Raw genomic sequence first — 23,382 nt, 5'->3', positions numbered from 1 at the left:
ATGGATAGAGTGCAATCGTTAATTAGTATGTCCAAGCAGTTTTTATGCTCTCAAGGAGGGAAGTCGAATACATCTCAATAACTCTAAGATGTGGCAGCAAGATTATTAAAACAACTCAATCTATCTGCATGTAATACAGGTTCATAGCACTATCTTTTGTAATGACATGCTCACCTGGCGCAAGTGGTACACTGACAACACCATTAGTCATGGAGTAACTTATTCCATCTACCTTGATTTTGGTTCCATCTGCTAAATTAGACACTAATGTTAAGGTTGAATCTTTAGCAATCGTAAAACCAATGCTGGTTGAACTCTCTATTTTTAGACTTTGAGTAAGTGCCAGACCATTATGTAATACGGTCCCCTTATTGGTTGAGAGATTTCCTTGAATATTGAAGAAGTCGCTTGTAGTACCATCTGTCGTGAAGTTATGAACATATGCTTCAGTTGGCGGCACCGGAGTCGTTGTTGGTGCAGGTGTTGCCGTTGGCTTCGGTGTTGCTGTTGGTACTGGTGTTGTCGTTGGCTTCGGTGTTGCTGTTGGAACCGGCTCTGATGGGTTGGTTCCCCCTACAGCTATAAGTCCAGTCGTGTAACTTCTTATTTTGGACATCAGCGCTGTATTAAGAGCGGACGCTGTGTCATCTACTGAATTATTAAATTGCCATGTGAAGTCTCCGCCATCAAGGCGTCCAGCCTCTGTCATAACAATCTGTTCAACGATGCTCACGTTATCAATGTCAGATACGTTCACTCCAGTATCAACGATTGTATCGAAATTGTTATATGTTGTTCCACCTTTTAGTGTTTTGAATGAACTTGGGACGGTTTCATTTCTAGACGATGCTAAGTATGCATCGAATGAGGTTGCTTTTGCCGGAGCTGTTCCAGCATCAGAGTTCGCATAAATAAGACTTGCAGCATCAACAATACTATTGTTGTATGCTTTGATCATACCTCCATTTTCGCCTGAGAATGTACCTTCCCCTAAAGCGTCAGTACCTTGTAAAGAACTTAACATTGGATATTTAGCATGTCTAAAAACATTTGATTCTACAAAAGCTGAACTGCCTGTGGTAGCACCGACTCCATATTTGGAGACTCCATCATAAAGGTTATTATAGATATGAACAGAGGCCACTCTAATACGGGGATGACGAGAATCGGAATGATCGAACCAGTTATGGTGGAAGGTAACAAAAAATTCCGTCGACTCGCTCAGACCAACTAGAGCAGCTTTTCCGGAATCCCAATAATGGTTGTAAGAGATTGTAATATAAGTTGATCCCTTTTTAACATCTGTGGAACCATCACCTTTGACTTGGTCTGCATCGCTTCCTGCAGATCCATAGAAAATATCATTATTGTGTACCCACACATTCGCATTACCCGTATCCATTGAAATGCCATCATCAGGGAATAACATTACCCCTAGGTTCCTTACTTCCAAATTACCAACATATCTAAGAAGTATTCCCCAACCGGATGCATAAGCATCGTTACCGATACCTTCAATTGTAATATTCATTTCCGAATAATTGTTTTTACCTTTGACTTCAAGATATCGGCTGCTATTAAGTTGGCCTTTCAGGTCAGAAGCTGTAACTTGTCCAATAATTCGGATGGCTAGTGGTGTTGTATCATAACCTTTTTGTCTCAGTTTCAAAATTTCACCAAGACCAACACCTGTTTGTATAGTACCTGAGCTGTTGCTTTTCACTCCAAGTGTTACAGTTTGGGCATTTTGAGAGGTTATATACAGTACTTGCGCTCCTTTCTTGAGCGTTCCATCCTCATTATATGCTCCTGAACCAGTCCCATATGGTGAGTTAGCCGAAAAAGCAAATCCAGATCGGTCAAATGACGCTACCGATAGCGTATTGGAAACGACACTTACCACTGAACCGCCTGGCAGCGTAGCTTCGACTTTCATTACATAGGCTCCAGTAGCAAGCCCCACCGCATCCGCTCTCCAATAGGAAGCGTATTGTCGAATTAATTCATTACTAATTTGTTGAAACTCTGAATCCGCTGCAATTGCCGGCTTAACATATACCTTATACCCCGTCGCATTACTTACAGGTGACCATTCCACATATGCAGTTTCATTCCAGCCCCCACTTTTATTAATTGAAAGACCAGCAGCCTTTACTATCGCATTTCCCAATCCACCTGTAATTAAAGACACTACAAGCGAAATCAACAAAACTATACTGGATACCTTTGCAGTTTTTTTCATCATCTTGTCCTCCAGATTTTAATTTGTCTTAGATAATAATCCATTTGTAAAAACAGCTAAGTTTCTCTATCCCCCTCATCATATAATGAACACCTAAAATTCCATTTTTTCATAGTTACTTTATCGGATTTTTTTGAAATTTAATTAATATCATTAATTAAATGTGTGCTATGTATGGAGGAAATGCAAAAACCCCGACCTCATACGGTCGGGGTTTTTATGGAGGCCTTATTCCAAATGAATTAGAGATGCTTCATCAATATCGTACAAGGTGCCTTTATTACTTTTTACGAGCTGGATAATTTGTTTATACGCAGTTCCGCTTTTCGGCGCAATCGCATCCAGTGTTACCTCATTCGTTTTTAAATTGCCGATTACTTCTTCAAGAAAATAACCGGACTTGCCTTGTGAGTTGCCTTTCTCGTGAACAGGTGCATCAGTTATAAAAACAATTCTTTTTGCGTTTTTACTGTCTGACATTTTCTGAATGGCCATTTGAATCGCCTCCAATCCAGATTCTTCTAGATCCATACCGCCAGAGGCTACTAATTTGCTTAACTGCTCCTTCAGTACATTTTTTTGATTCGTAAATCCAAAAAACTCCAAATCAGGATTATTAATATCTACAAAATTGATATCACGATAAGCAAGAATCGCGAAATTTGAGCCGGACGGAACTGACTCCACGAAACTACTGATCGTTTCTTTCACGTAATCAATGACTTCTTCCATACTACCTGTAACGTCAATGACAAAAACAATGTCCGAAGCCTCGTCAATTCCTCTCGAGATATTTTGCAAAATTGGTGATGAAACCTCCGGTACAGATTGATCTTTCTCTTGCTCTTGGATTGGAGTCCGTTCGCTTTCAGCAGAGGTCGGAATATCTGGCTTGTTTTGAAAAACAATAACCGATTTCGAATTTTTGTCCCACTCTACTACTCCACCAAGTACCTCACTTATGAATCGAATAGGAACCATAGTGCTGCCATTTAATAATTGTGCAGCTGCATTCAGAACAACAGGCTTACCGTTCACATAGGCTGTAGAAGAACCAATTGTTAAAACAATGGTTGTACCACCCTTTGTTGCCGTGACCGTCTGTGTAGACGACTCCCATTTTACTGTTGCACCCAACGACTCAAAAATACCCCGAAGTGGAACTAATACATTACCATTCCGATTGACAGGGGGCTGTGTATAAGTTTGCTGTTTACCTTCAATGAAAACTCCGATCTGTTGAGTCTCATATCGGACAGGAATAAATTGATGATTTGAGGCTGCAAACCCTCCATACTGATTCACAGTTTTCAAATAAAAATAATATCCTCCCGCAGGGAGCCCAAGCTTACTTAACGAATAGGTAGAAGTACTCCCGGCATCAATACGGATCCGCTTAACCAGCTTCCCATTCGCATTTTTAATCATAACGTATGTATAATATCCCGACTTCCTCATTTCAGCTGTTGTTGATACAGTGAACGTATAATTCGAATTAAGTGTAATCGTGCCTGGAAAATCTTTTCCGCTGGGCAATTTAAATTCTGGCTCATCGACAGCGTCTGGTTTAGGAGTCGGAGTAGCATCCGGTTCTGTTGGAGTCTTAGAATCAGTCTCTTCGCCGGATGATTGAGTACCAGAAATCGAGGTTTTAGGGAAATAAAAATAAATCTTCGACTGTTTACCTGGTGCCTGCCGCTTTTCCAATATCGTGACGGAGAGCTTCTCATGGTTAAATTTAAACTCAGAAGAACTGAGCTTAATGCCATCTATATATAGGCTGACATTTTTACTAGAATTGAGTATATAACGGGACTTCACTTGAAATATTCGCGTGGAGCCGTCCCCCTCGGTCAGAGCATTACCGATGCTAGCTTTGCCGGACACCCCTTCTCCCCATTCAAAAGTCGGGGCGATTGAATATTTCATCGAAATCTCTGCTCCCATGTCGGGTGCCTTACGCATCGTTATCGTTTCGTTTGTATAATCAACAGTATATTCTGTAGAATCTACCTCTCGCGCATTGATAAACAGGCGAATCTTCGTATTGGACGCTGTAATACGATTACCTGTCTTGAATTGAAACGTTCGCATCGATCCATCCCCATCTTCAAGAATATGGATGAGGTAATCTCCTTCTCTATAATCAAGCCCTTCACTTGCACTTGCCGTTTCACCAAACAGTAAGAGAAAGCTAATAAACAGAGTAACTATTATTCTAACTTTCATTTTCTTTGCTCCTTTATAAAAGATGTTATTCAACTAAAGCGTTCTTCTAGCGATTACTATTAATTCTTCAACAAGTTATTAATTACCAATCTGTAATTTCCAATTATATAATAACTCATAATCTCAAAAATGTACTCAACAATCTAGTATAATTTAACTTTTGAAAGAAGAGTATTAAAAATAATCAACTAAAACGCCACCTTAGTTAATTTAAAATCGAAGAATAGTTCATTTAATATTAACACAATTCATTTAATAAAATTTGTAAATATAACATCAACCCCGACCTCATGCGGTTGTGGATTTAGATGGTGGAGGCGAACTTACACTGTTAAAAACCCTGTGAAGTCGCATACACTCCTAATTAAAAAAATAATCATGTTATTAAAAAAGCGATAGAAAATATAGTATATGCCCACTCATATATCTCCGCTCCTACATACAATGTTTTAGCCCATCAATTAAGGAGTGACAAGATCATGCCATTTTCACCACCTCCAGGCCCCCCAGGATTTCCGGGATTTCCGGGATTCCCAGGATTTCCAGGACAACCGGTTCCGCCCTCAGGACAGCCTGGTCAAATGGGACCTCCTAGCTCACCTCCTCCGGGATTCATCCCTCAGCAACCTGCGGTTTCTCCCTTTGCTGTCGACCCCGGAGCGATTGTTCGTTGTTTATTTCGGAATACGTACGTATGGCTCGAGAATAGAAATCAATTCTGGTTTTACCCAGTTTTCGTAGGGCGCACCTCAGTCGCGGGTTTTCAGTGGAACGGTAGGTTTTGGATGTATACTGGATTGAGTTTGCAGTCGATTCAATCATTTACATGTTTCTAAATGAACTTGAGAAAAAGCGCTCCATTCCACTAGGAATGGAGCGCTTTTACATGTTTATTTACAATACTTTTTTATACCACAAAACAAACAAAAACCGACCTCAAGCGGTCGGGCTTAATTATGGTGGAGGCGAGCATACACTCAATGAATTGGATAAGTGACTCTAAAGGTTTAAATGGGTAATCCAATTTAGTGCATCTTCAATTCCTTCATCCCAGTATTCCCACGTATGTGCACCTGGCTTTTCAATATATGTATGCTCAACAGCTTCGTCTAGTAAAAATTGATGATAACGTCTGTTCATGTCAATCAGAAAATCCTCCGTCCCACAAGATAGAAAAATGTGTGGAATAATTTCCTTTTTATGACGCAGTTGTTTTATTAAAGCCTCTGGATCTTTATCACTTCCAAAAAGTTGTGATAAATCACCAAATACACGTTGTAAATAAGGGAATTTAAACGTCCTATACTCAAACCCTGGTTTTGCATTCGCAATTCTATATGGCAGTAATGCTGAAGATAAACCAATAATTGCACCGAAACGTTTGGCGTATTTCAACCCATTTCTAACCGCCCCATAACCACCCATCGATAAGCCACCGATATATGTATCTTCTCGTTTATGAGATAAAGGGAAACATTGTCGTGTAAACTCAACTAATTCCTCACCGACAAATTGTCCATAATATTCTTCTCTTTCTTCATCATCTACATAAAAATGATTTTCACCACCTGGCATAAAGACTGCTATATTATGTAGGTTTGCTAGCTTTCTAATTCGCGTATAACTTACCCAATCCGTATGGTTACCAGTCAATCCATTCAACAAATATAGTGATTTTAGAGGTGGTTGCAAAGATGTACTTGAATAGTCTGGTTTATCGGAACCGTCTACTGGTAACAAGGCATTAATTGTTACGTCTCTATTAAGCCGCTTTGAGAAAAAGCTAATTGTTAAATGAGCCATAATTATCCCCTTTCAATTGTATTTATTAGTTATACCATATCATGTAAGCACGTAAAAGTAGTAACTTGTGTAACTCTGGCGACGGTATTGAAGTGCCCCCTTAGAATAGACATTGGATAAAATCGTCTGGTTAAACCGATAAATTTCTAAGGCTTTAGAATTAATAGTTTTTCAAAGTCAACATGAATCGTAATCATTACGAATTATGTTGACTTTGAAGTGAACATAGGCTATTATTTTAATCGTAATCATTACGATTTGGAGGAGAAGAAATGAAAAAAGTTATCACTTGTTTTAGTCTCTTAGCTTTATCTGCTATTTTGTTTGGATGTAGTGAAAAGAAAAGTACAAGTTCAGTAAATACCGATACGAATATTGAGATTGTACATGAACAGCATCAAGGACAGGAACTTGACCACAATCATGGTAATGATCATGAACATTCTCATCAATTAGACGAGGAGCAGAAAAAAATCTATAATGGATATTTTGAAGATGAGCAAGTACATGACAGACCATTAAGTAATTGGGAAGGTGACTGGCAATCTATATATCCTTACTTAGAAGATGCTACATTAGATGAAGTATTTGAACATAAAGCTGAGCATAATGAAGAACAAACGTTTGATGAAGTTAAAGCTTATTATAATAATGGTTATAAAACTTCTACCGATCGAATTGTCATTGATAATAATTTTGTAACATTTTTTGATCATGGCCATGAACATAAAGGAGAGTATGAATATGATGGATATGAAATTTTAACATATGCCAAAGGGAATAGAGGAGTACGTTATATCTTCAAACATGTTGGAGATGAAAAAGGAGTACCCGCATACATTCAATTTAGTGATCACATTATCTCAACTCAAAACTCTAATCACTTTCACTTATATTGGGGGAACGATCGTAAATCATTATTAGAAGAGGTCACAAATTGGCCAACTTACTATCCATCTAATATGGATGGTCATGCTATTGCTCATGAGATGATTGCTCATTGATGTTCACTTTTATGTCCTTTTCAAAAATTATTAAAATTAACTTTTTGCATATTGATATGTTTTAAAACAAAAGCCCGACCGCATGCGGTCGGGTTTAATCATGATGGAGGCGAGCTTACGCTACTGAAAACCCTGTGTACTAACTTCTAAAATAAGAGTGTGCTCAGTAATTAATTAACAGTTGTACTTTTATTAATGATCGCCCTCATATCAACCCATATTATCGTATGGTAGAATTAATCTGTTCATTCACATTTAGAGGAGAGTAGTTGCATGTCTGATATTACCTTATACCGAAATAAGGAATTGCCATTCTTGGAAGCAAAACTCTGCCGAAAGAGCGACCTAGCTTATCAGAAACATTTTCACGAGGAATACTCCATCGGTTTGATAGACGAAGGAGAAACACAGGCGTGGTGCGAGGGCTTGGTATGGCGCGTAGAATCAGGAAGAATGATTAGCTTTCCACCGCATATGCTCCATGCATGTCAACCTGCCGAGAAGGTCAACTGGAAATACAAAATGCTTTTCATTAACCCAAAATGGTTCGAACAAATTGAACTGCCTCATATGGATACGCTCCAAATTCCATTTTTGCTCGAGGACGGAAAGAACGAAGCATGCAGTAAACTTCTTAATCACACAATGGGATATCTAACTATTAACGGCTCCCCACTGGAGATTGAGACCTCATTAATCCAACTTGTATTCACACTCACAAACAAGCATGCTTCTGACCTTGCGCATGAATCGCATAACTCACTGGAACAGAAGTACGTCAAACGACTCAAGGAATATATTCATGAGTATTATAAGGATCGGATCACACTAGAAATGCTGGAGCAAGAGACGGGAATCAGTCGATATCATCTTATTCGTATGTTTAAGAAAAGTACGCATCTACCTCCCCATGCGTATCAGAATTTGCTACGCATCAATCATGCCAAAACAGAACTAAAAAAACGTATACCCATTGCTGAAATAGCAGTAGACACAGGCTACTATGATCAGAGCCATTTTTCAAAAGCTTTTGCTAAAATTGTGGGAGCAACACCTCAAACTTACGCGATGTCCATATAGAATAGAGCAATTTTTTACAATCCCTTCTTATGTCTCAATAGTACACTAGGTTATAGAGACATGAGGAGGAATCAAATTATGGTGACAACGGTTGATCTGGAAAAGAAATTTACCGAGGCAATGAAATCTATCGCTCGACGAGCCGATCTTAAAGCTTATATTGAGCAGACACCAGCTATCTACCAATTGCTGCAACGTGCGGCGACAAAGTATGTGGCGGGATATAATAGACAAGCTGGTCTGGAGGTTGGACGAAAACTGATTGATAAAGGATATCCGATTTCGATCGAATATATTGGTGAAAATACGACTGATATCCAATCTTGTGAAGCGGCACTCCTTGAGATGAAGTAGCTCATTCAAGATCTTGAAGAGCTAAGAATAACTGCACGAGTGTCGTTCGACCTTTCCCATATTGGGTTATCGATAGACGAGGAGTTAGCATTCAAACAACTGGCATCATTAGCCGAGCGAGCTCAGCCAGCTGGCATCGAATTGTTTATCAGTATGGAGGAATCAGCCAAAACTGAGGCAATTCTTGCGGTCTATAAACGCGCCGTAGCGATCTATCCCAATATTGGTATCACATTACAAGCCCAGTTGCATCAAACGGCTCAGCACTCTAGTAATTTACAGGCTAACTCTAGCCGAATACGACTTGTGAAGGGTGCGTATCAAGAAGCTGAGCATCTAGCACTTCCACGTTCAGAAGCTTTAAACGAACGCTATTTACTGCTCCTGGAGCAATTCATTGAAAAAGATCATCACGTATCCATTGCAACCCATGATGAACGTATTATAGATGAGGTGATCAAGCGTGGATGGGCTCAGAAGCCGTGTGTAGAATTTGAAATTTTATACGGAATTAGGCCAGATCTGAGCAGTAAATTGAAAAAAGCGGGGTATCCGGTTCGCATCTATATCACCTATGGCCACGAGTGGTATTTGTATCTATGCCACAGGATCGCCGAGTATCCCCCAATTTATATCAAGCTTTTATTGATATTGCATCTGACGAACCGGTAGACTCGGTTAAGTATTATGAGTAATTGAAGTGGCCCATACCTAATCTATAAACTGTCCCCTTCTTGAAAATCTTCATCTTTTGTATAGGATGATTTAAATGTAATTCTACCTTCATTTACAATATATCTTGATATAGTTTTTGCACATATATTAGATACATATTAAATACATCAAACAAAAACACCATCCTCTTGCGGATGGTGTTCATGATGGTGGAGGCGAGGGGATTTGAACCCCTGTCCGAAGACTACGCCACACAGGCTTCTACGAGTGTAGTCACAGTTTTAAGTGGCGTATCCCACTATGAGTTAGCCCCTATCCCGATCACATGGGCGATGCCGAGGAGGAGCACGCTAACAGGTTATTAAGCTGCTAATGCGTAGTTTGTTTGTTGTTTGCCGTTTAATAGGCTTTAGCGTTTTAAAGTGGACGCGGCCCCACTACTCGCGACCCGCGTGCATTAATTTATACTATAAATGCTAGTCAAAATATGTACAGAAACGCTTGAATAAAGATGTACAGTTTTGATGTATAGGGTCTAATCTTATCAGCAAATTACTCAAATAATATTCGTGCTTTAATTCCATTTTGCTCCAACAAATAAAGTAATCCTCCTCCATCTATAAGTTCAATTGGCTTATCTTTCGAGAATTCATAAGCATCTGGCCATAACTTTTAGTTGTGACCAAAATCCCCTTATTTGCCCCCTCGTTCAACATTGTTCCATATAAATCCCTTACTGCCGAAACACCTACTGTATTTTTGTATCGTTTAGCTTGGATAACTACTTTTCCTCCAACAATTGGTCTTGTATCAAAAGCTACACAATCAACTCCCCCATCTTTTGATGAACGAGTTAATTTAGCATCCAGTCCCATTTTAGAAAAAAGGTCAGTAACTAACCGTTCAAATTCATATGGATTTAGATCCATTAAATTTGGTAAACCATTTAGTGATTCTAACATATCTTCATGATCAACAAAACGTTTATCCACCATGTTAAATTCAACTATAGGTTTAACAGCTTGTAGCTCTGCAGGTCGGGGTGACACCTGAGCCCCTAAATTTCGTAAACATACTGACTTTTCCACGCGACTTAGATCTAGTTCCTCGAATCTTTCTTTCGCTACGCGAGTAGAAATGAGGTACGGAGTAATATCTTTACCAGTAGCCGGATCCACTGAATTCACATAACCATTAAACACTACTAGCTGTATTACGTTTCCTTGATCTGCTTCAAATATCTCATGAATAGTTCGTAAAGTTACTGCTGCTACAATATCCGCATATATTTCTTTTATTTCTTGAATTTTTCTAGCCTTTTCATTTATCTCATCTTTTGTTTTTATGTACTTAAATTCTGCTATTGCAGGTATGATTTCTTTATTTGGAAGTTCATAATCAATTACTAATTCTTTAGAATCAGGTAAATATGCTAATCGAAATATCTGAGGAAATTCATCCGGATATTCTGAACGTTCAAGTACCATAGTATTATATGTAATTACTGCATCGCTCTCCGCATTATGATAGTCTTCCTCAAATTGATCTACTTCAAGATTTCGTTCTTTTATTTTCAAATCATACCTGGACTTTTCCTCATCGTATTCAGTCTTCAGTCGATATAAATAGCTTACTCTTTCGTTTTCTTTGAGTTCATATTGTGCAAAGTCTGATTCATATTGTTGTTTAGCACTGTTCAATGCTTTTTGATATCTTTTTTCTGAACCAGGAATTAACTTTGAGAAGAGACTAGGCTGCTCAATTCCATTAGTATAATCCTCTAATTTGGGTTTGGGTAAAGGAGTAGCAATCTCCTTAGAAGCATAGAAATCTTTAAACTTCTCTAAAATTCTTAATGAAGAAAATGAGATACTATCATCTATTTGCAAGGTATGTTCCAGTATACATTTCAACCCATCAATACGTTCAATAAGTTCATTATTTAAATCATCCGTTTCTTCAATTCTGCTTTCAATGTAACGTATCTTCGCCTCCTTCTCAGATTGAATCAATCCTCTTTGGTATTCCCTTGCTACCTTAATAGAGTCCCGTTCATTTCTCTTTCTCTCAGACTCACGTAGCCTAGCTTGTCTTGCATTTTCTCTAGCAATTGAAGCTATTAGCCCATTAAAGCCACTTTTTCTTGCCACTTCTATCACTCCTCTTATAATTATACAATTTTACATCACTTGAAATTTTATATTTACACTATTCGATATGTATATTTACAAGAACTCATATCAGACATTATTATACCTACACCACACATATTTTACCATAAATTATAGTTCAGTAGAACTATCCGTCTGGTTCTAATAAAGGTGGGTTCATTCAGTCTTAAATTAGCAGTAAAGATCAATGCTCATCCATCCCCTTGAGAATTATCTATAGGATAAATGCTCAAGACGTCAATCCTACACTAAAAACATTTAATAAATCAAAATAAACACTAAATATTTCTATCCGAAAATGTAGTCACATTAGTATTAGAGCATCTTTCTTAGCACCAATGAAGTCAGAAATCTAATAATTTCATCTGCTCGCCTTTTCAAAAATGAATAAACAAAAAACCCGACCTCATGCGGTCGGGTTTAATCATGGTGGAGGCGAGGGGAGTTGAACCCCTGTCCGAAGACTACGCCACACAGGCTTCTACGAGTGTAGTCACAGTTTTATTGTCGATCAAGCAAACGCCCCGTAACCGGCTTCTGCAGGAACCAGCCTGATTATCTTCTTCAGCACACCCCAGACGGAGATGTGACAGCGTATCCCACTATGAGTTAGCCCCTATCCCGATCACATGGGCGATGCCGAGGAGGAGCACGCTAACAGGTTATTAAGCTGCTAATGCGTAGTTTGTTTGTTGTTTGCCGTTTAATAGGCTTTAGCGTTTTAAAGTGGACGCGGCCCCACTACTCGCGACCCGCGCTCGTCCAGTCCCCGTCGAATCCATAAACGCCCCCTAAATGGCTTAAAGCTCATATTAACAAGCTTTAGCTTAGGAGCGCTTGCTTCAACAAGAAGTAAGCACGGATTAATGTACTCATTAGCCACCGACTAATAAGATTTAATTACAACTACAGTATATGCAAATATATAACATGTTCATGCATAACCGATTCAATACTTTTAGTATATCATGATTTACATCATTACACACTGTATGATCATTGGAAAACAAGAAAATCACTTCTAAAGAGTAAATAAACTCGTTTTCTACTTAGCGAATTACTTTTTGCTTTTCACGTAAAATACGTTGAATATCACGCTGCGAATCACGTTTGGCTGCGGTATCACGTTTATCGTATTGTTTCTTACCTTTACCAAGTCCAATCAAAAGCTTCGCATAACCATTTCGCACATAAATTTTCAATGGCACAATGGAATATCCTTCTTGCTTAGCTTGACCCAGAAGTTTAACAATCTGAGATTTGTGAAGCAAAAGCTTCCGAGCACGTGTAGGGTCAACTGGATTATGAATATTCCCTTGCTCAAAAGGACTAATATGCAGATTATGAACAAAGATTTCGCCATTACGAATCGTTGCAAATGCATCATTAATATTAGCTCTACCAGTACGAAGAGATTTGATCTCAGTACCTGTTAGAACCATCCCAGCTTCCAAGGTTTCTTCAATAAAGTAATCATGAGAAGCCTTTTTGTTTTGTGCTAATGGCTTACTCTCCGTTACTTTTTTAACCATACCATTCACCTCTCTACTTCTAATCTCATGGAATTATATTGTAGCAATTAAACTACACAAAAGCAATATTGTCCTAGAGACAAGAAGAACCGCCTAGCCATAAATGGTCCAGGTCGGTTCTTCGTTCACGCATTAGCGCAAGTAAGCTATTAAAGCTTAACTACGTTTTCTGCTTGTGGTCCACGGTTGCCGTCAACTACGTTGAACTCAACTTGTTGGCCTTCTTCAAGAGTTTTGAAGCCGTCGCCAGTGATTGCGGAGAAATGTACGAATACATCGTTGCCGCCTTCAACTTCGATAAAGCCGTAGCCTTTTTCTGCGTTAAACCATTTAACTGTACCTTGTTGCATGTGAAATAGCCTCCTTTATGAATGAATAATATGCGCCTATTTCGTTGTAAAACAAAAAATTCACACATTGAAAAAGGTTCATGAAGATGATGATACCCTTTTCAATATGTGAATACAGGTGAATCATATCAGTTAGCTTGAGTTTACTATAGGAATTGGGAAAAAGCAATAGTTTTAGCCCTTTTGCTTTCTCCCTTTATTCATCTAAATGTATTAATATTCGGTAAAGAAATTGTTAATTATTTCTTTTTACGAACAAAACCACCCATTGCTTTCTTAGCCTTATCTTTTTTCTTCTTTGCCTTTTTCTGAGCTGGGTCTAGCACAACTCCTGATGATTTGGAACTGTCTTTACCACCATTGAACACACCGCTTGTTGATGTCTTCTTACGATACTTCTTATTGTCACCTTGAGATGAGCTGGACTTTTTCTTCCTTGGTGCTTTGCCTGCAAATGGATTTGAGAAGTATGTTCCACTCTCTTCACGATCTGGCTGAGTAGCTCCCTTTTCTTTGTCCACTGCATCAAAATCTAGAACTAAGCGAGTGGTGTCTTCAGTCCATGGATTCGCTGTCTTACCATCAGTTACTGCACTCGTACGCGGACCACGTTTAAAGTCTTTCTTCTTTCCTTTACTACCACGAGTATCAGTTGCAGCAGAGCGCTTATCTCCTTGACGAGGGCGATTGTCTCCACCATCTCTTGGCTTACGTCGATCAGTACTACTCCCTCCAGCAGATGAGGCAGGTTTTCCTCCTCGAGCTGGTTTGCGATCACCTGCTGACGCTGTATCTTGACGTTTGCGACCGGCTCTACCGAAGTAGCGATCACTGTTTCCTTTCGTACCTGCAAACACGAAGTCAATCGTATGGTCACTCATATTCACACGATTTACTGTAATTTCCACTTCATCGCCGATACGATATATTTTAGAAGTACGCTCACCAACAAGTATCATATGATCTTGATGGAAATTGTAATAATCGTCTGTCATGTCCCCAAGACGAATTAATCCTTCAACAGAATTTTCAAGCTCTACGAACATTCCGAAACTTGTTACACTGCCAATAATCCCAGTGAATGTCTCACCTACTTTATCAAGCATATACTCACATTTTTTCAAGCGATCCGTATCCCGTTCCGCCTCTACGGCAATACGTTCTCGTTGTGAGGAATGCTGAGCAACATCTGGCATACGAATAGCTAAAGCTTCCTGACGTTTATTACTTAGCGTACCGCCACCTTCAATAACTTCACGAATGACACGGTGGATGGCAAGATCGGGATAACGACGAATTGGTGATGTGAAATGAGAATAATACTCTGCTGCAAGTCCAAAGTGACCTAAGCTTTCCGCATCATATTTTGCTTGCTTCATAGAACGAAGCATCATCGTCGAGATTACCGTTGCTTCCTTCGTACCTTGAATTTTATCAAGCAGTGTCTGTAATGCACGTGGATGTACAGAATTCCCTTTTCCTTTAACAACATGACCAAAGTTCGCAGCAAATGTCATAAATGTCTGTAGTTTTTCTTGATCTGGATCCTCATGGATACGATATAAGAAAGGCACTTTCATCCAGTAGAAATGCTCTGCTACTGTTTCATTCGCGACCAACATAAACTCCTCAATAATCTGTTCTGCAACTGAACGCTCACGCTTCACGATATCTACAGCTTTGCCGTTCTCATCGACAATGATCTTCGACTCTTGGAAATCAAAGTCAATCGCTCCGCGCTTCATGCGACTCTTACGCAATCTCATTGCTAAATGTTCCATAAGTTCAAACATATCTAATAACGGAGCGTAACGTTCTTTCAATTCCGTCTGAGGCTCTTCCTCTGTAGCTGTTAAAATATCACGTACATCTGTATAAGTCATACGCTCTGTTGTACGAATAACACTTGTAAATATGTCATGTCTAACCTGCTTTAGTGTCTCTGCATCAAATTCAATTTCACATGAAAGCGTCAAACGATCTACTTGTGGGTTCAATGAACAGATCCCGTTAGACAAACGATGTGGTAACATCGGAATAACTCGATCGACCAAATACACACTGCATCCACGAAGGAATGCTTCTTGATCAAGTGCAGAACGTTCCTTTACATAGTAACCTACATCAGCAATATGTACTCCGAGCAATAGGTTACCATTTTCTAAACGTTTTACATGAACAGCATCGTCAAGATCTTTGGCATCTGCACCATCGATCGTTACGATTACTTCATTACGTAAATCGCGACGATTTTGACTCGTAATTTCTTCCTCAGTAATGACATCAGGAGCAGCTTCTGCTTCTGCCATAACTTCCTCGGGGAATTTTTCTGGCAATTGATGTTTACGTATTATGGACAATATATCTACACCTGGATCATTTTTGTGCCCAAGTATTTCAATAACTTCACCCTCAGCAGCAGATCTACCTTCAGGGTATACATTGATTTGAACGACTACCTTTTGACCAGAAACGGCACCTTTTGCTTTACCCTTAGGAATAAAAATGTCGCGATTAATCCTTTGATCATCTGGCATAACGAATGCAAAAGCTTCGTGATGCTCAATAACACCTACGACTTGAGAAACCGCACGTACTACAATACGCTCGACTTCTCCCTCCATCCGTCCTCCAGCTTCACTTTTGCTTGTAATACGAATAAGGACAATATCACCATTCATAGCACTTTTTAAGTCGTTGGCGTGAATATATACATCGCCATGTTCCTTATCATCTGGAATAAGAAATCCAAAACCTTTGGCATGTGCTTGTATCCGTCCACGTAATAAATTCATTCGCTCAGGCACACCGTAACGTTCAGTGCGGGTTCTAATGATCTTCCCTTCTTCTTCTAAAGCGACAAGCATTTTTAGAAAAGCTTTGAAATCTGATGCCTCACGTATTTCAAAATGCTGTTCTAGTTCTTGATATGTCATTGGTTTATATGCGATTTCTTTCATAAATTCGAGCAATTGACTCTCGTTCACCATAAATTTGTCTCCTCATTCTTATCTATAATTGTTACTAATAATTGCATGTTCAAAAAGCAACACTTCATATTCAACGCCGATTAAACTTCCAGAATTACTTCATTATTAAAGTATGTTTTTGAACTACCTATATAAAGTATACACATCATGTGATTGATTCAATCCTAATATATGTATGTTACCAACAAAAAAAAGCGAGGGGATCCCTCGCTTTTCAATGCTTTAATTATACACCTACAAAATACGATACTATTAACGCCAAAATAAAGAAACCTGCAGCCAAAACCACAGTTAGACGCTCCAAAAATAGGTCTAAACCACGAGCCTTTTGTTTACCGAATAAATGTTCAGCACCACCAGTGATTGCACCAGTAAGTCCCGCGCTTTTACCTTTTTGTAGCAATACTGCTCCAATCAAACCAAGCGCAAAAATAATTAGTAAGATTTGCAAAGCAATTTCCATTTCTTCCACCTCCAGCATAGCCAATCCATACAAAAATAGATAATATGATTCTAACATATATTAGGCGCTGATACAATAGGACACGTTGTTATCAGAATTGATACTGATTCGGTGGTAGACGTCTTTGGATTTGCTCTTTAACAAATTCAAAATTTTTTCGAGCATGCTCCAGTCCGTTTTGTCTATCCAATTGTTGTTCAACGTACAGTATTTTATCGTCTAAATGAGGTAATCGATGTAACTGTCCAGCATAATCTATTTTACCTTGTCCAAGATTACAATCTCGTCTTCCATAAGTTATATCTCTTAAATGGATCAATGGTGTTCGATCCTCATATTCTCGATAAATCTTAAACGGATCAATACCTGATAAATAAATCGTTCCGAAATCCAGCTCTAACTGTAGTTGCTCTTTATCAAATGGACCTATTAAATCCTCCAGTACGAATTCATCATTTATTGTTTTAAATTCTCTGGAGTAATTATGAAGAACAAGTTGTAAACCATTCTTTCTAGAAATCGATATACATGATCCAATTAAATGCACGAGATATTGTATTTCAGTTTCTTTGAATTTCTCACTAATCGGCAACCAAGGAATAACAATATATTTTGCACCAATCTCCGCAGCAAATTCTGCAGACTTCTCAAAATCCACCATTATTTTTTCTTCGTCATAAATACGTAATGGCACGTGAATTGATGGAACTTTAAGATTGAAACGCTTTACGTTTCTTCTCATTTGTTGAGGATTATACGTATAATATCCAACTAGCTCTACTGCTTGATATCCTATTTTTGCAATATCTTCAAAAGTTTTTGTCATATCATATTCTGCGAGTCTTTTCATCGAATACATTTGCATACCAATTATCGGACCGTTCTTTTGTTCTTTTTGCGAGTCGTTCTTGGATTCATTTTTAAGCTCATTGTGTGATTCGTTATTAGGCTCGTTTCGTGAGTCGTTTTTGGCTGCCTTCTTTTGATTACTAGTTGGTTCATTAATAGATCTATTATCAAATTCACTTATCGGCTCATTCATAATTCATCACCCACTCATCAGCATTTATTAGGTTCATTATTACCTAGAGTGATGTTTTTCATGTGATAGTTGCAAAATTAAAGCTATAACTGCAATATGTCTATTCCTAAATGGTATAGAAAAGAGCACAAAAAAGGGAAGTACTCCCTCATCTGTTAAGACGCAAGAAATACTTCCCTTATTTATAATAAGTTAACGAATTAACTTATTTGAATTTTTTCAAGTTGTAGAATGCAGTTTTACCAGCATATTGAGCTGTAGAACCAAGTTGATCTTCGATACGAAGCAATTGGTTGTATTTAGCAACACGGTCAGTACGAGAAGGAGCACCCGTTTTGATTTGTCCAGCGTTAGTCGCAACAGCAATGTCAGCGATTGTGCTGTCTTCTGATTCACCCGAACGGTGAGAGATAACTGCTGTATATCCAGCACGTTTAGCCATTTCGATTGCATCGAAAGTTTCAGTCAATGTACCGATTTGGTTAACTTTAACTAGGATTGAGTTACCAACGCCTTTTTCGATACCATCGTATAGACGTTCAGTGTTAGTAACGAACAAGTCATCACCAACCAATTGAACTTTCTTACCAAGTTTTTCAGTAAGAAGTTTCCAACCTTCCCAGTCATCCTCACCAAGGCCATCTTCAATTGTAAGAATTGGGTATTTATCAACCCAAGAAGCAAGAAGGTCAACGAACTCTGCAGATGTAAAGGATTTACCTTCACCAGCTAGAACGTATTTGCCATCTTTATGGAACTCAGTAGCAGCTACGTCCATACCAAGGAATACATCTTCGCCTGGTTTGTAACCAGCACGCTCGATAGCTTCGATAATTGTAACAATTGCTTCTTCGTTAGAACCAAGGTTCGGAGCGAATCCACCTTCATCACCAACAGCTGTGTTAAGACCTTTGTCATGAAGAACAGCTTTAAGGTTATGGAAGATTTCAGCACCAATACGAAGAGCTTCTTTGAAAGTCTCAGCACCAACAGGAAGAACCATGAATTCTTGAACGTCGATGTTGTTATCAGCATGCTCACCACCATTGATGATGTTCATCATTGGAACTGGCAATACTTTAGCATTGAATCCACCAAGGTATGTGTAAAGAGGTACATCAAGAGCATCAGCAGCTGCACGAGCAGTAGCCATAGATACTGCAAGAATAGCGTTAGCACCTAGTTTAGCTTTGTTAGCAGTACCATCTAATTGAATCATTTTACGGTCGATAGCAACTTGATCAAGAGCATCAAGACCAATAATTTCTGGAGCGATGATTGTGTTAACATTGTCAACAGCTTTCACTACACCTTTTCCTAGGTAACGAGATTTGTCGCCATCACGAAGCTCAACAGCTTCGTATGCACCAGTAGATGCACCAGATGGAACGATTGCGCGGCCTTTGCCACCAGATTCAAGAGAAACTTCTACTTCTACAGTAGGATTACCACGAGAGTCAAGAACTTCGCGTGCGTATACGTCAACGATAATAGACATTAAGTTACAACTCCTTTAGGTTTTAAATATTATTTCAAAAAGTTAAGTTCCCTTTGATATTTAGCGATCAGGGATTACTTCTCGAATTAAATTATATATTTATATTGTACATGGAATGACACTACTTAATCAATGTAGAGCCTGTCATTTCTTCTGGTTTTGCTACTTCAAGTAATGTTAGCATAGTTGGAGCGATATCAGCTAAGATTCCGCCATCACGTAATTGCACATCATTGGAAGTCACAATGAATGGAACTGGGTTTGTTGTATGTGCCGTATGAGGACGACCATTTTCATCAAACACCATATCAGCATTACCATGGTCAGCAGTAATTAGACATACGCCACCTTTTGCAAGTACAGCGTCTACTACTTTACCAACACACTCATCTGTAGCTTCTACCGCTTTAATTGTCGGTTCAAGCATACCAGAGTGACCAACCATATCTGGGTTTGCAAAGTTAAGAATAATAACATCATGTTTGTCTGATTCAATCTCACGAACAGTAGATTCTGCTAATTCATAAGCACTCATCTCTGGTTGCAAGTCATATGTCGCAACTTTTGGAGAGTTAATCAAGACACGAGTTTCACCAGGTAGTTCTTTATCACGTCCACCACTGAAGAAAAACGTTACATGCGGATATTTTTCAGTTTCAGCTGTACGAAGTTGTTTCAAGTTGTTTTGCGCCAATACTTCACCAAGCGTGTTATCAAGGTTTTTCGGCGAGTAAGCAACTAATCCACCAACTGTTTCACTGAACAATGTCAAACATACAAAGAATAGATCTTTCGGTAATTTCTCACCACGATCAAATCCAGGGAACTCTTCATTCGTAAATACTTGAGAAAGTTGGATCGCGCGGTCAGGACGGAAGTTGAAGAAGATTACGGAATCTCCAGTTTCAACTAATCCCACAGGGCTACCATCTTCTTGTAACATTACGGTAGGTACGAAGAATTCATCATATACGTTGGCAGCGTAAGAATCTTTAACAGCTTGCAAAGCGTCTGTTGCAGAAGGGCCATCACCATACACCATAGAACGATAAGATTTCTCTACACGATCCCAGCGTTTGTCACGGTCCATTGCATAATAACGACCTTGAAGTGTTGCGATTTTACCAACGCCTACTTCTTGAATTTTCGCTTGTAATCTTTCAACATAACCAAGCCCACTATCGGGAGATACATCACGGCCATCTAAGAAAGCATGAATATATACGTCAGAGAAATCGTTACGTTTCGCAAGATCAAGCAAAGCGAATAGATGATCGATATGGCTATGAACACCACCATCAGATAACAATCCGTAAAGGTGAAGTTTTTTACCATTTTCTTTGGCATGAAGCAATGCTTTAAGCAATGTTTCATTATCATAGAAATCGCCATCACGAACAGACTTCGTAATACGAGTTAAATCTTGATATACAATACGTCCTGCACCGATGTTCAAGTGTCCTACTTCAGAGTTACCCATTTGCCCCTCTGGTAGACCCACTGCTTCACCACATGCTGTTAGAGTTGTATTCGGATATTGAGTCAAATAACGATCATAGTTGGGCTTATTAGCCTGTGCTACGGCGTTACCAACAACATCATTACGAAGACCGAAGCCATCCATAATAATAAGTGCAACAGGTTTGCGATTAGCCATCTTACTTGGCCCCCTCGACAAGTGCGATATAGGAGTTTGGCTCAAGACTTGCGCCACCTACTAGTGCTCCGTCGATATCGGCTTGACTCATGTACTCAGTTACATTTTCCGGTTTAACACTACCGCCGTATTGAATACGAACAGCATCAGCAGTTGCTTGATCATACAATTCAGCAACAACGCTACGTACATAACAGATAACTTCTTGAGCGTCAGCGGACGTTGATGATTTACCAGTTCCGATTGCCCAAATTGGTTCATATGCAATAACGATGTCCGCTACTTGAGCTGCAGATAGACCTTTAAGAGCAGCTTCAGTTTGAACTTTACATACATCTTTAGTCGTACCAGCTTCACGCTCTTCAAGCTTTTCACCAATACATACGATAGGTACTAGGTTATGTTTAATCGCAGCATGAACCTTTTTGTTAACTGTTTCATCAGTTTCAGCGAAATATTGACGACGCTCAGAGTGTCCGATCAATACATATTTCACGCCTAGATCTTTCAACATTACTCCACTGATCTCACCAGTGAAAGCACCGTTATCTTCAAAGTGAAGGTTTTGTGCGCCAATAGCAATAGATGTGCCTTTAGCAGCCTCAACAAGTGCTGGTAGATTTGTAAATGGTGCACAAATTACGCTTTCTACTCCAGCAACTTCAGCTTTACCTTTAACAGCATCGAAGAAAGAAACCGCTTCTGAAATCGTTTTGAACATTTTCCAGTTACCTGCAATAATAGGTGTTCTACTCATCATATACCCTCCCAAAAACTTTTCGTTAACTTTCAAAAACAACTTCTCTGTAACGAAAAGTTACTTCGAAAGCATACATTAAAAACTCTTTATTGCTTCTCGGTTCACTTCCCGGTTAATGAAAAGTTACTTCGAGAGCATGGTCAAAACTTTTTAGCGTTCGATATACTTAGCCAGTATATGAAAAGTATATCGAACGCTTATGTTAGAACGATTAGTTCTTATTTGTCGTTAAGTGCAACTACACCTGGAAGAGCTTTACCTTCCATGAATTCAAGGGAAGCACCGCCACCAGTTGAGATGAAGTTCATTTGATCCGCTAGGCCAAATTTCTCAGCTGCTGCTGCAGAATCTCCACCACCGATTACTGTGTAACCTTCAGTTTCAGCTGTTGCTTTCGCTACTGCTTGAGTACCATGAGAGAATGGCTCGATTTCAAATACGCCCATAGGTCCGTTCCACACTACTAGCTTAGAGTTTTTGATAACTTCAGCGTAGATTTCACGAGTTTTAGGTCCGATATCGATACCTTCCATGTCAGCAGGAATGCTGTCAACAGAAACAATTTTTGTATTAGCTTTTGCACTGAACTCATCAGTTACAACGATATCAACCGGTAAGTATAGGTTCTTGCCAGCAGCTTTCGCTTTTTCAATGAACTCAAGTGCAAGATCAAGTTTACTGTTATCAAGAAGAGATTGACCAATTTCATGACCTTGAGCTTTGAAGAATGTATAAGAAAGACCGCCACCGATAATGATGTTATCAGCGATTTCGATCATTTTTTCGATTACAGCAATTTTATCTTTAACTTTAGAACCACCAACGATAGCTGTGAAAGGACGAGCTGGATTGTTAAGCGCTTTGCCTAATACATCCAATTCTCTCTCCATAAGCAAACCAGAAACTGCTGGTAGATAATGAGCGATACCTTCTGTGGAAGCATGAGCACGGTGAGCAGCACCAAATGCATCGTTTACGAATAGATCAGCAAGATCAGCAAATTGTTTCGCTAATTCTGGATCATTTTTCTCTTCACCAGCATTAAAACGAACGTTTTCAAGCAACAATACATCGCCATTGTTCATGTCAGCGATAAGTGCTTTAACAGCATCGCCAACTGACTCATTAGCTTTAACAACTGGTTTGCCAAGTAACTCAGAAAGACGAACTGCACTTGCAGTATGACGAAGCTCTTCAACTACTTCGCCATCTGGGCGACCAAGGTGGCTAGCTAGAATAACTTTAGCACCATTTTCAATTAGGAAATTGATTGTAGGCAATGTCTCGCGAATACGTTTGTCATCTGTAATTTTTCCATCTTCAAGTGGAACATTAAAATCTACACGAACAAATACTCGTTTTCCAGTTACTTCGATATCACGTACACTTTTCTTATTCATTAGACGTTCCTCCGCACCATTTATATTGTCTATAGCTTAGAACCACAAAACCTTGTCATGCTAATATTGTTGAAACTTCACGAAACGATTATATATAAAGAGCGGAAACAATATCACTGTTTCCGCTCTTTG

The 23,382-nt window shown here is 39.1% G+C and carries 18 protein-coding genes and 2 other RNA genes; 5 read left to right on the top strand and 15 right to left on the bottom strand.

The annotated features are described in order from the left end of the window. Window positions 1-115 precede the first annotated feature (115 nt). On the bottom strand, window positions 116-2,245 hold the full coding sequence (locus NV377_RS20670) for a pectate lyase family protein (RefSeq protein WP_258202702.1): 2,130 nt from the start codon (window positions 2,243-2,245) through the stop codon (window positions 116-118). A 225-nt stretch (window positions 2,246-2,470) separates the two neighbouring features. Continuing rightward, on the bottom strand, window positions 2,471-4,471 hold the full coding sequence (locus tag NV377_RS20665; RefSeq protein ID WP_258202701.1) for a stalk domain-containing protein: 2,001 nt from the start codon (window positions 4,469-4,471) through the stop codon (window positions 2,471-2,473). Between the two features lie 479 nt (window positions 4,472-4,950). Here NV377_RS20665 and NV377_RS20660 point away from each other — a divergent pair, with 479 nt between their 5' ends. Beyond that, complete coding sequence (locus NV377_RS20660; protein WP_258202700.1) at window positions 4,951-5,307, top strand: collagen-like protein; 357 nt, start codon at window positions 4,951-4,953, stop codon at window positions 5,305-5,307. A gap of 163 nt (window positions 5,308-5,470) precedes the next feature. Here the strand turns inward: NV377_RS20660 and NV377_RS20655 are convergent, their stop codons facing one another. Beyond that, window positions 5,471-6,274 (bottom strand): alpha/beta hydrolase, encoded by an 804-nt coding sequence (locus NV377_RS20655; RefSeq protein ID WP_258202699.1) that lies wholly within the window; start codon window positions 6,272-6,274, stop codon window positions 5,471-5,473. A 272-nt stretch (window positions 6,275-6,546) separates the two neighbouring features. Here NV377_RS20655 and NV377_RS20650 point away from each other — a divergent pair, with 272 nt between their 5' ends. The 4 genes from NV377_RS20650 to NV377_RS20640 all read left to right on the top strand — a co-directional run bounded on the left by NV377_RS20650 (window position 6,547) and on the right by NV377_RS20640 (window position 9,384). Beyond that, the gene (locus tag NV377_RS20650; RefSeq protein ID WP_258202698.1) at window positions 6,547-7,278 is read left to right on the top strand and encodes a ZinT family metal-binding protein; all 732 of its coding nucleotides are present in this window, start codon (window positions 6,547-6,549) and stop codon (window positions 7,276-7,278) included. 273 nt (window positions 7,279-7,551) lie between these two features. Continuing rightward, complete coding sequence (locus NV377_RS20645) at window positions 7,552-8,358, top strand: AraC family transcriptional regulator (RefSeq protein WP_258202697.1); 807 nt, start codon at window positions 7,552-7,554, stop codon at window positions 8,356-8,358. Between the two features lie 78 nt (window positions 8,359-8,436). After that, complete coding sequence (locus tag NV377_RS25825) at window positions 8,437-8,712, top strand: hypothetical protein (RefSeq protein WP_308860193.1); 276 nt, start codon at window positions 8,437-8,439, stop codon at window positions 8,710-8,712. Between the two features lie 39 nt (window positions 8,713-8,751). Beyond that, the gene (locus NV377_RS20640; RefSeq protein WP_308860192.1) at window positions 8,752-9,384 is read left to right on the top strand and encodes a proline dehydrogenase family protein; all 633 of its coding nucleotides are present in this window, start codon (window positions 8,752-8,754) and stop codon (window positions 9,382-9,384) included. Window positions 9,385-9,594: 210 nt separating this feature from the next. Here the strand turns inward: NV377_RS20640 and ssrA (NV377_RS20635) are convergent. The 12 genes from ssrA (NV377_RS20635) to NV377_RS20580 form a co-directional block, all read right to left on the bottom strand. Further along, window positions 9,595-9,855, bottom strand: a transfer-messenger RNA (tmRNA) gene (gene ssrA, locus NV377_RS20635). Between the two features lie 149 nt (window positions 9,856-10,004). Next, window positions 10,005-11,537, bottom strand: a complete 1,533-nt coding sequence (locus NV377_RS20630) for a restriction endonuclease (RefSeq protein ID WP_258202696.1) — start codon at window positions 11,535-11,537, stop codon at window positions 10,005-10,007. A 448-nt stretch (window positions 11,538-11,985) separates the two neighbouring features. Next, window positions 11,986-12,350, bottom strand: a transfer-messenger RNA (tmRNA) gene (ssrA, locus tag NV377_RS20625). 257 nt (window positions 12,351-12,607) lie between these two features. After that, window positions 12,608-13,090 carry an SsrA-binding protein SmpB gene (gene smpB / locus NV377_RS20620; protein ID WP_258202695.1) on the bottom strand — a complete coding sequence of 161 codons (483 nt, stop codon included), beginning with the start codon at window positions 13,088-13,090 and terminating at the stop codon, window positions 12,608-12,610. 149 nt (window positions 13,091-13,239) lie between these two features. After that, window positions 13,240-13,440, bottom strand: coding sequence for a cold-shock protein (locus NV377_RS20615; protein WP_258202694.1), 201 nt, complete (start codon window positions 13,438-13,440; stop codon window positions 13,240-13,242). A 239-nt stretch (window positions 13,441-13,679) separates the two neighbouring features. After that, window positions 13,680-16,430, bottom strand: a complete 2,751-nt coding sequence (rnr, locus tag NV377_RS20610) for a ribonuclease R (RefSeq protein WP_258202693.1) — start codon at window positions 16,428-16,430, stop codon at window positions 13,680-13,682. Between the two features lie 226 nt (window positions 16,431-16,656). Beyond that, window positions 16,657-16,893: a preprotein translocase subunit SecG gene (gene secG / locus NV377_RS20605; RefSeq protein ID WP_258202692.1), complete on the bottom strand. Its 237-nt coding sequence runs from the start codon at window positions 16,891-16,893 to the stop codon at window positions 16,657-16,659. A gap of 91 nt (window positions 16,894-16,984) precedes the next feature. Then, complete coding sequence (locus NV377_RS20600; RefSeq protein ID WP_258202691.1) at window positions 16,985-17,935, bottom strand: sugar phosphate isomerase/epimerase family protein; 951 nt, start codon at window positions 17,933-17,935, stop codon at window positions 16,985-16,987. 205 nt (window positions 17,936-18,140) lie between these two features. After that, window positions 18,141-19,433: a phosphopyruvate hydratase gene (gene eno / locus NV377_RS20595; RefSeq protein WP_258202690.1), complete on the bottom strand. Its 1,293-nt coding sequence runs from the start codon at window positions 19,431-19,433 to the stop codon at window positions 18,141-18,143. Between the two features lie 121 nt (window positions 19,434-19,554). Continuing rightward, complete coding sequence (gene gpmI / locus NV377_RS20590) at window positions 19,555-21,090, bottom strand: 2,3-bisphosphoglycerate-independent phosphoglycerate mutase (RefSeq protein ID WP_258202689.1); 1,536 nt, start codon at window positions 21,088-21,090, stop codon at window positions 19,555-19,557. A gap of 1 nt (window position 21,091) precedes the next feature. After that, window positions 21,092-21,847, bottom strand: a complete 756-nt coding sequence (tpiA, locus tag NV377_RS20585) for a triose-phosphate isomerase (protein WP_258202952.1) — start codon at window positions 21,845-21,847, stop codon at window positions 21,092-21,094. 221 nt (window positions 21,848-22,068) lie between these two features. Then, the gene (locus NV377_RS20580) at window positions 22,069-23,250 is read right to left on the bottom strand and encodes a phosphoglycerate kinase (RefSeq protein ID WP_258202688.1); all 1,182 of its coding nucleotides are present in this window, start codon (window positions 23,248-23,250) and stop codon (window positions 22,069-22,071) included. Between the last annotated feature and the right edge of the window lie 132 nt (window positions 23,251-23,382).

The sequence above is a fragment of the Paenibacillus endoradicis genome, from assembly GCF_024721975.1.
This window is presented reverse-complemented; position numbering and strand designations above follow the sequence as displayed.

Coding starts and splice junctions, on each gene's coding strand:
- NV377_RS20670 (WP_258202702.1), bottom strand. CDS start 2,245: ATGATGAAAAAAACTGCAAAGGTATCCAGTATAGTTTTGTTGATTTCG.
- NV377_RS20665 (WP_258202701.1), bottom strand. CDS start 4,471: ATGAAAGTTAGAATAATAGTTACTCTGTTTATTAGCTTTCTCTTACTG.
- NV377_RS20660 (WP_258202700.1), top strand. CDS start 4,951: ATGCCATTTTCACCACCTCCAGGCCCCCCAGGATTTCCGGGATTTCCG.
- NV377_RS20655 (WP_258202699.1), bottom strand. CDS start 6,274: ATGGCTCATTTAACAATTAGCTTTTTCTCAAAGCGGCTTAATAGAGAC.
- NV377_RS20650 (WP_258202698.1), top strand. CDS start 6,547: ATGAAAAAAGTTATCACTTGTTTTAGTCTCTTAGCTTTATCTGCTATT.
- NV377_RS20645 (WP_258202697.1), top strand. CDS start 7,552: ATGTCTGATATTACCTTATACCGAAATAAGGAATTGCCATTCTTGGAA.
- NV377_RS25825 (WP_308860193.1), top strand. CDS start 8,437: ATGGTGACAACGGTTGATCTGGAAAAGAAATTTACCGAGGCAATGAAA.
- smpB (WP_258202695.1), bottom strand. CDS start 13,090: ATGGTTAAAAAAGTAACGGAGAGTAAGCCATTAGCACAAAACAAAAAG.
- NV377_RS20615 (WP_258202694.1), bottom strand. CDS start 13,440: ATGCAACAAGGTACAGTTAAATGGTTTAACGCAGAAAAAGGCTACGGC.
- rnr (WP_258202693.1), bottom strand. CDS start 16,430: ATGGTGAACGAGAGTCAATTGCTCGAATTTATGAAAGAAATCGCATAT.
- secG (WP_258202692.1), bottom strand. CDS start 16,893: ATGGAAATTGCTTTGCAAATCTTACTAATTATTTTTGCGCTTGGTTTG.
- NV377_RS20600 (WP_258202691.1), bottom strand. CDS start 17,935: ATGAATGAGCCGATAAGTGAATTTGATAATAGATCTATTAATGAACCA.
- eno (WP_258202690.1), bottom strand. CDS start 19,433: ATGTCTATTATCGTTGACGTATACGCACGCGAAGTTCTTGACTCTCGT.
- gpmI (WP_258202689.1), bottom strand. CDS start 21,090: ATGGCTAATCGCAAACCTGTTGCACTTATTATTATGGATGGCTTCGGT.
- tpiA (WP_258202952.1), bottom strand. CDS start 21,847: ATGAGTAGAACACCTATTATTGCAGGTAACTGGAAAATGTTCAAAACG.
- NV377_RS20580 (WP_258202688.1), bottom strand. CDS start 23,250: ATGAATAAGAAAAGTGTACGTGATATCGAAGTAACTGGAAAACGAGTA.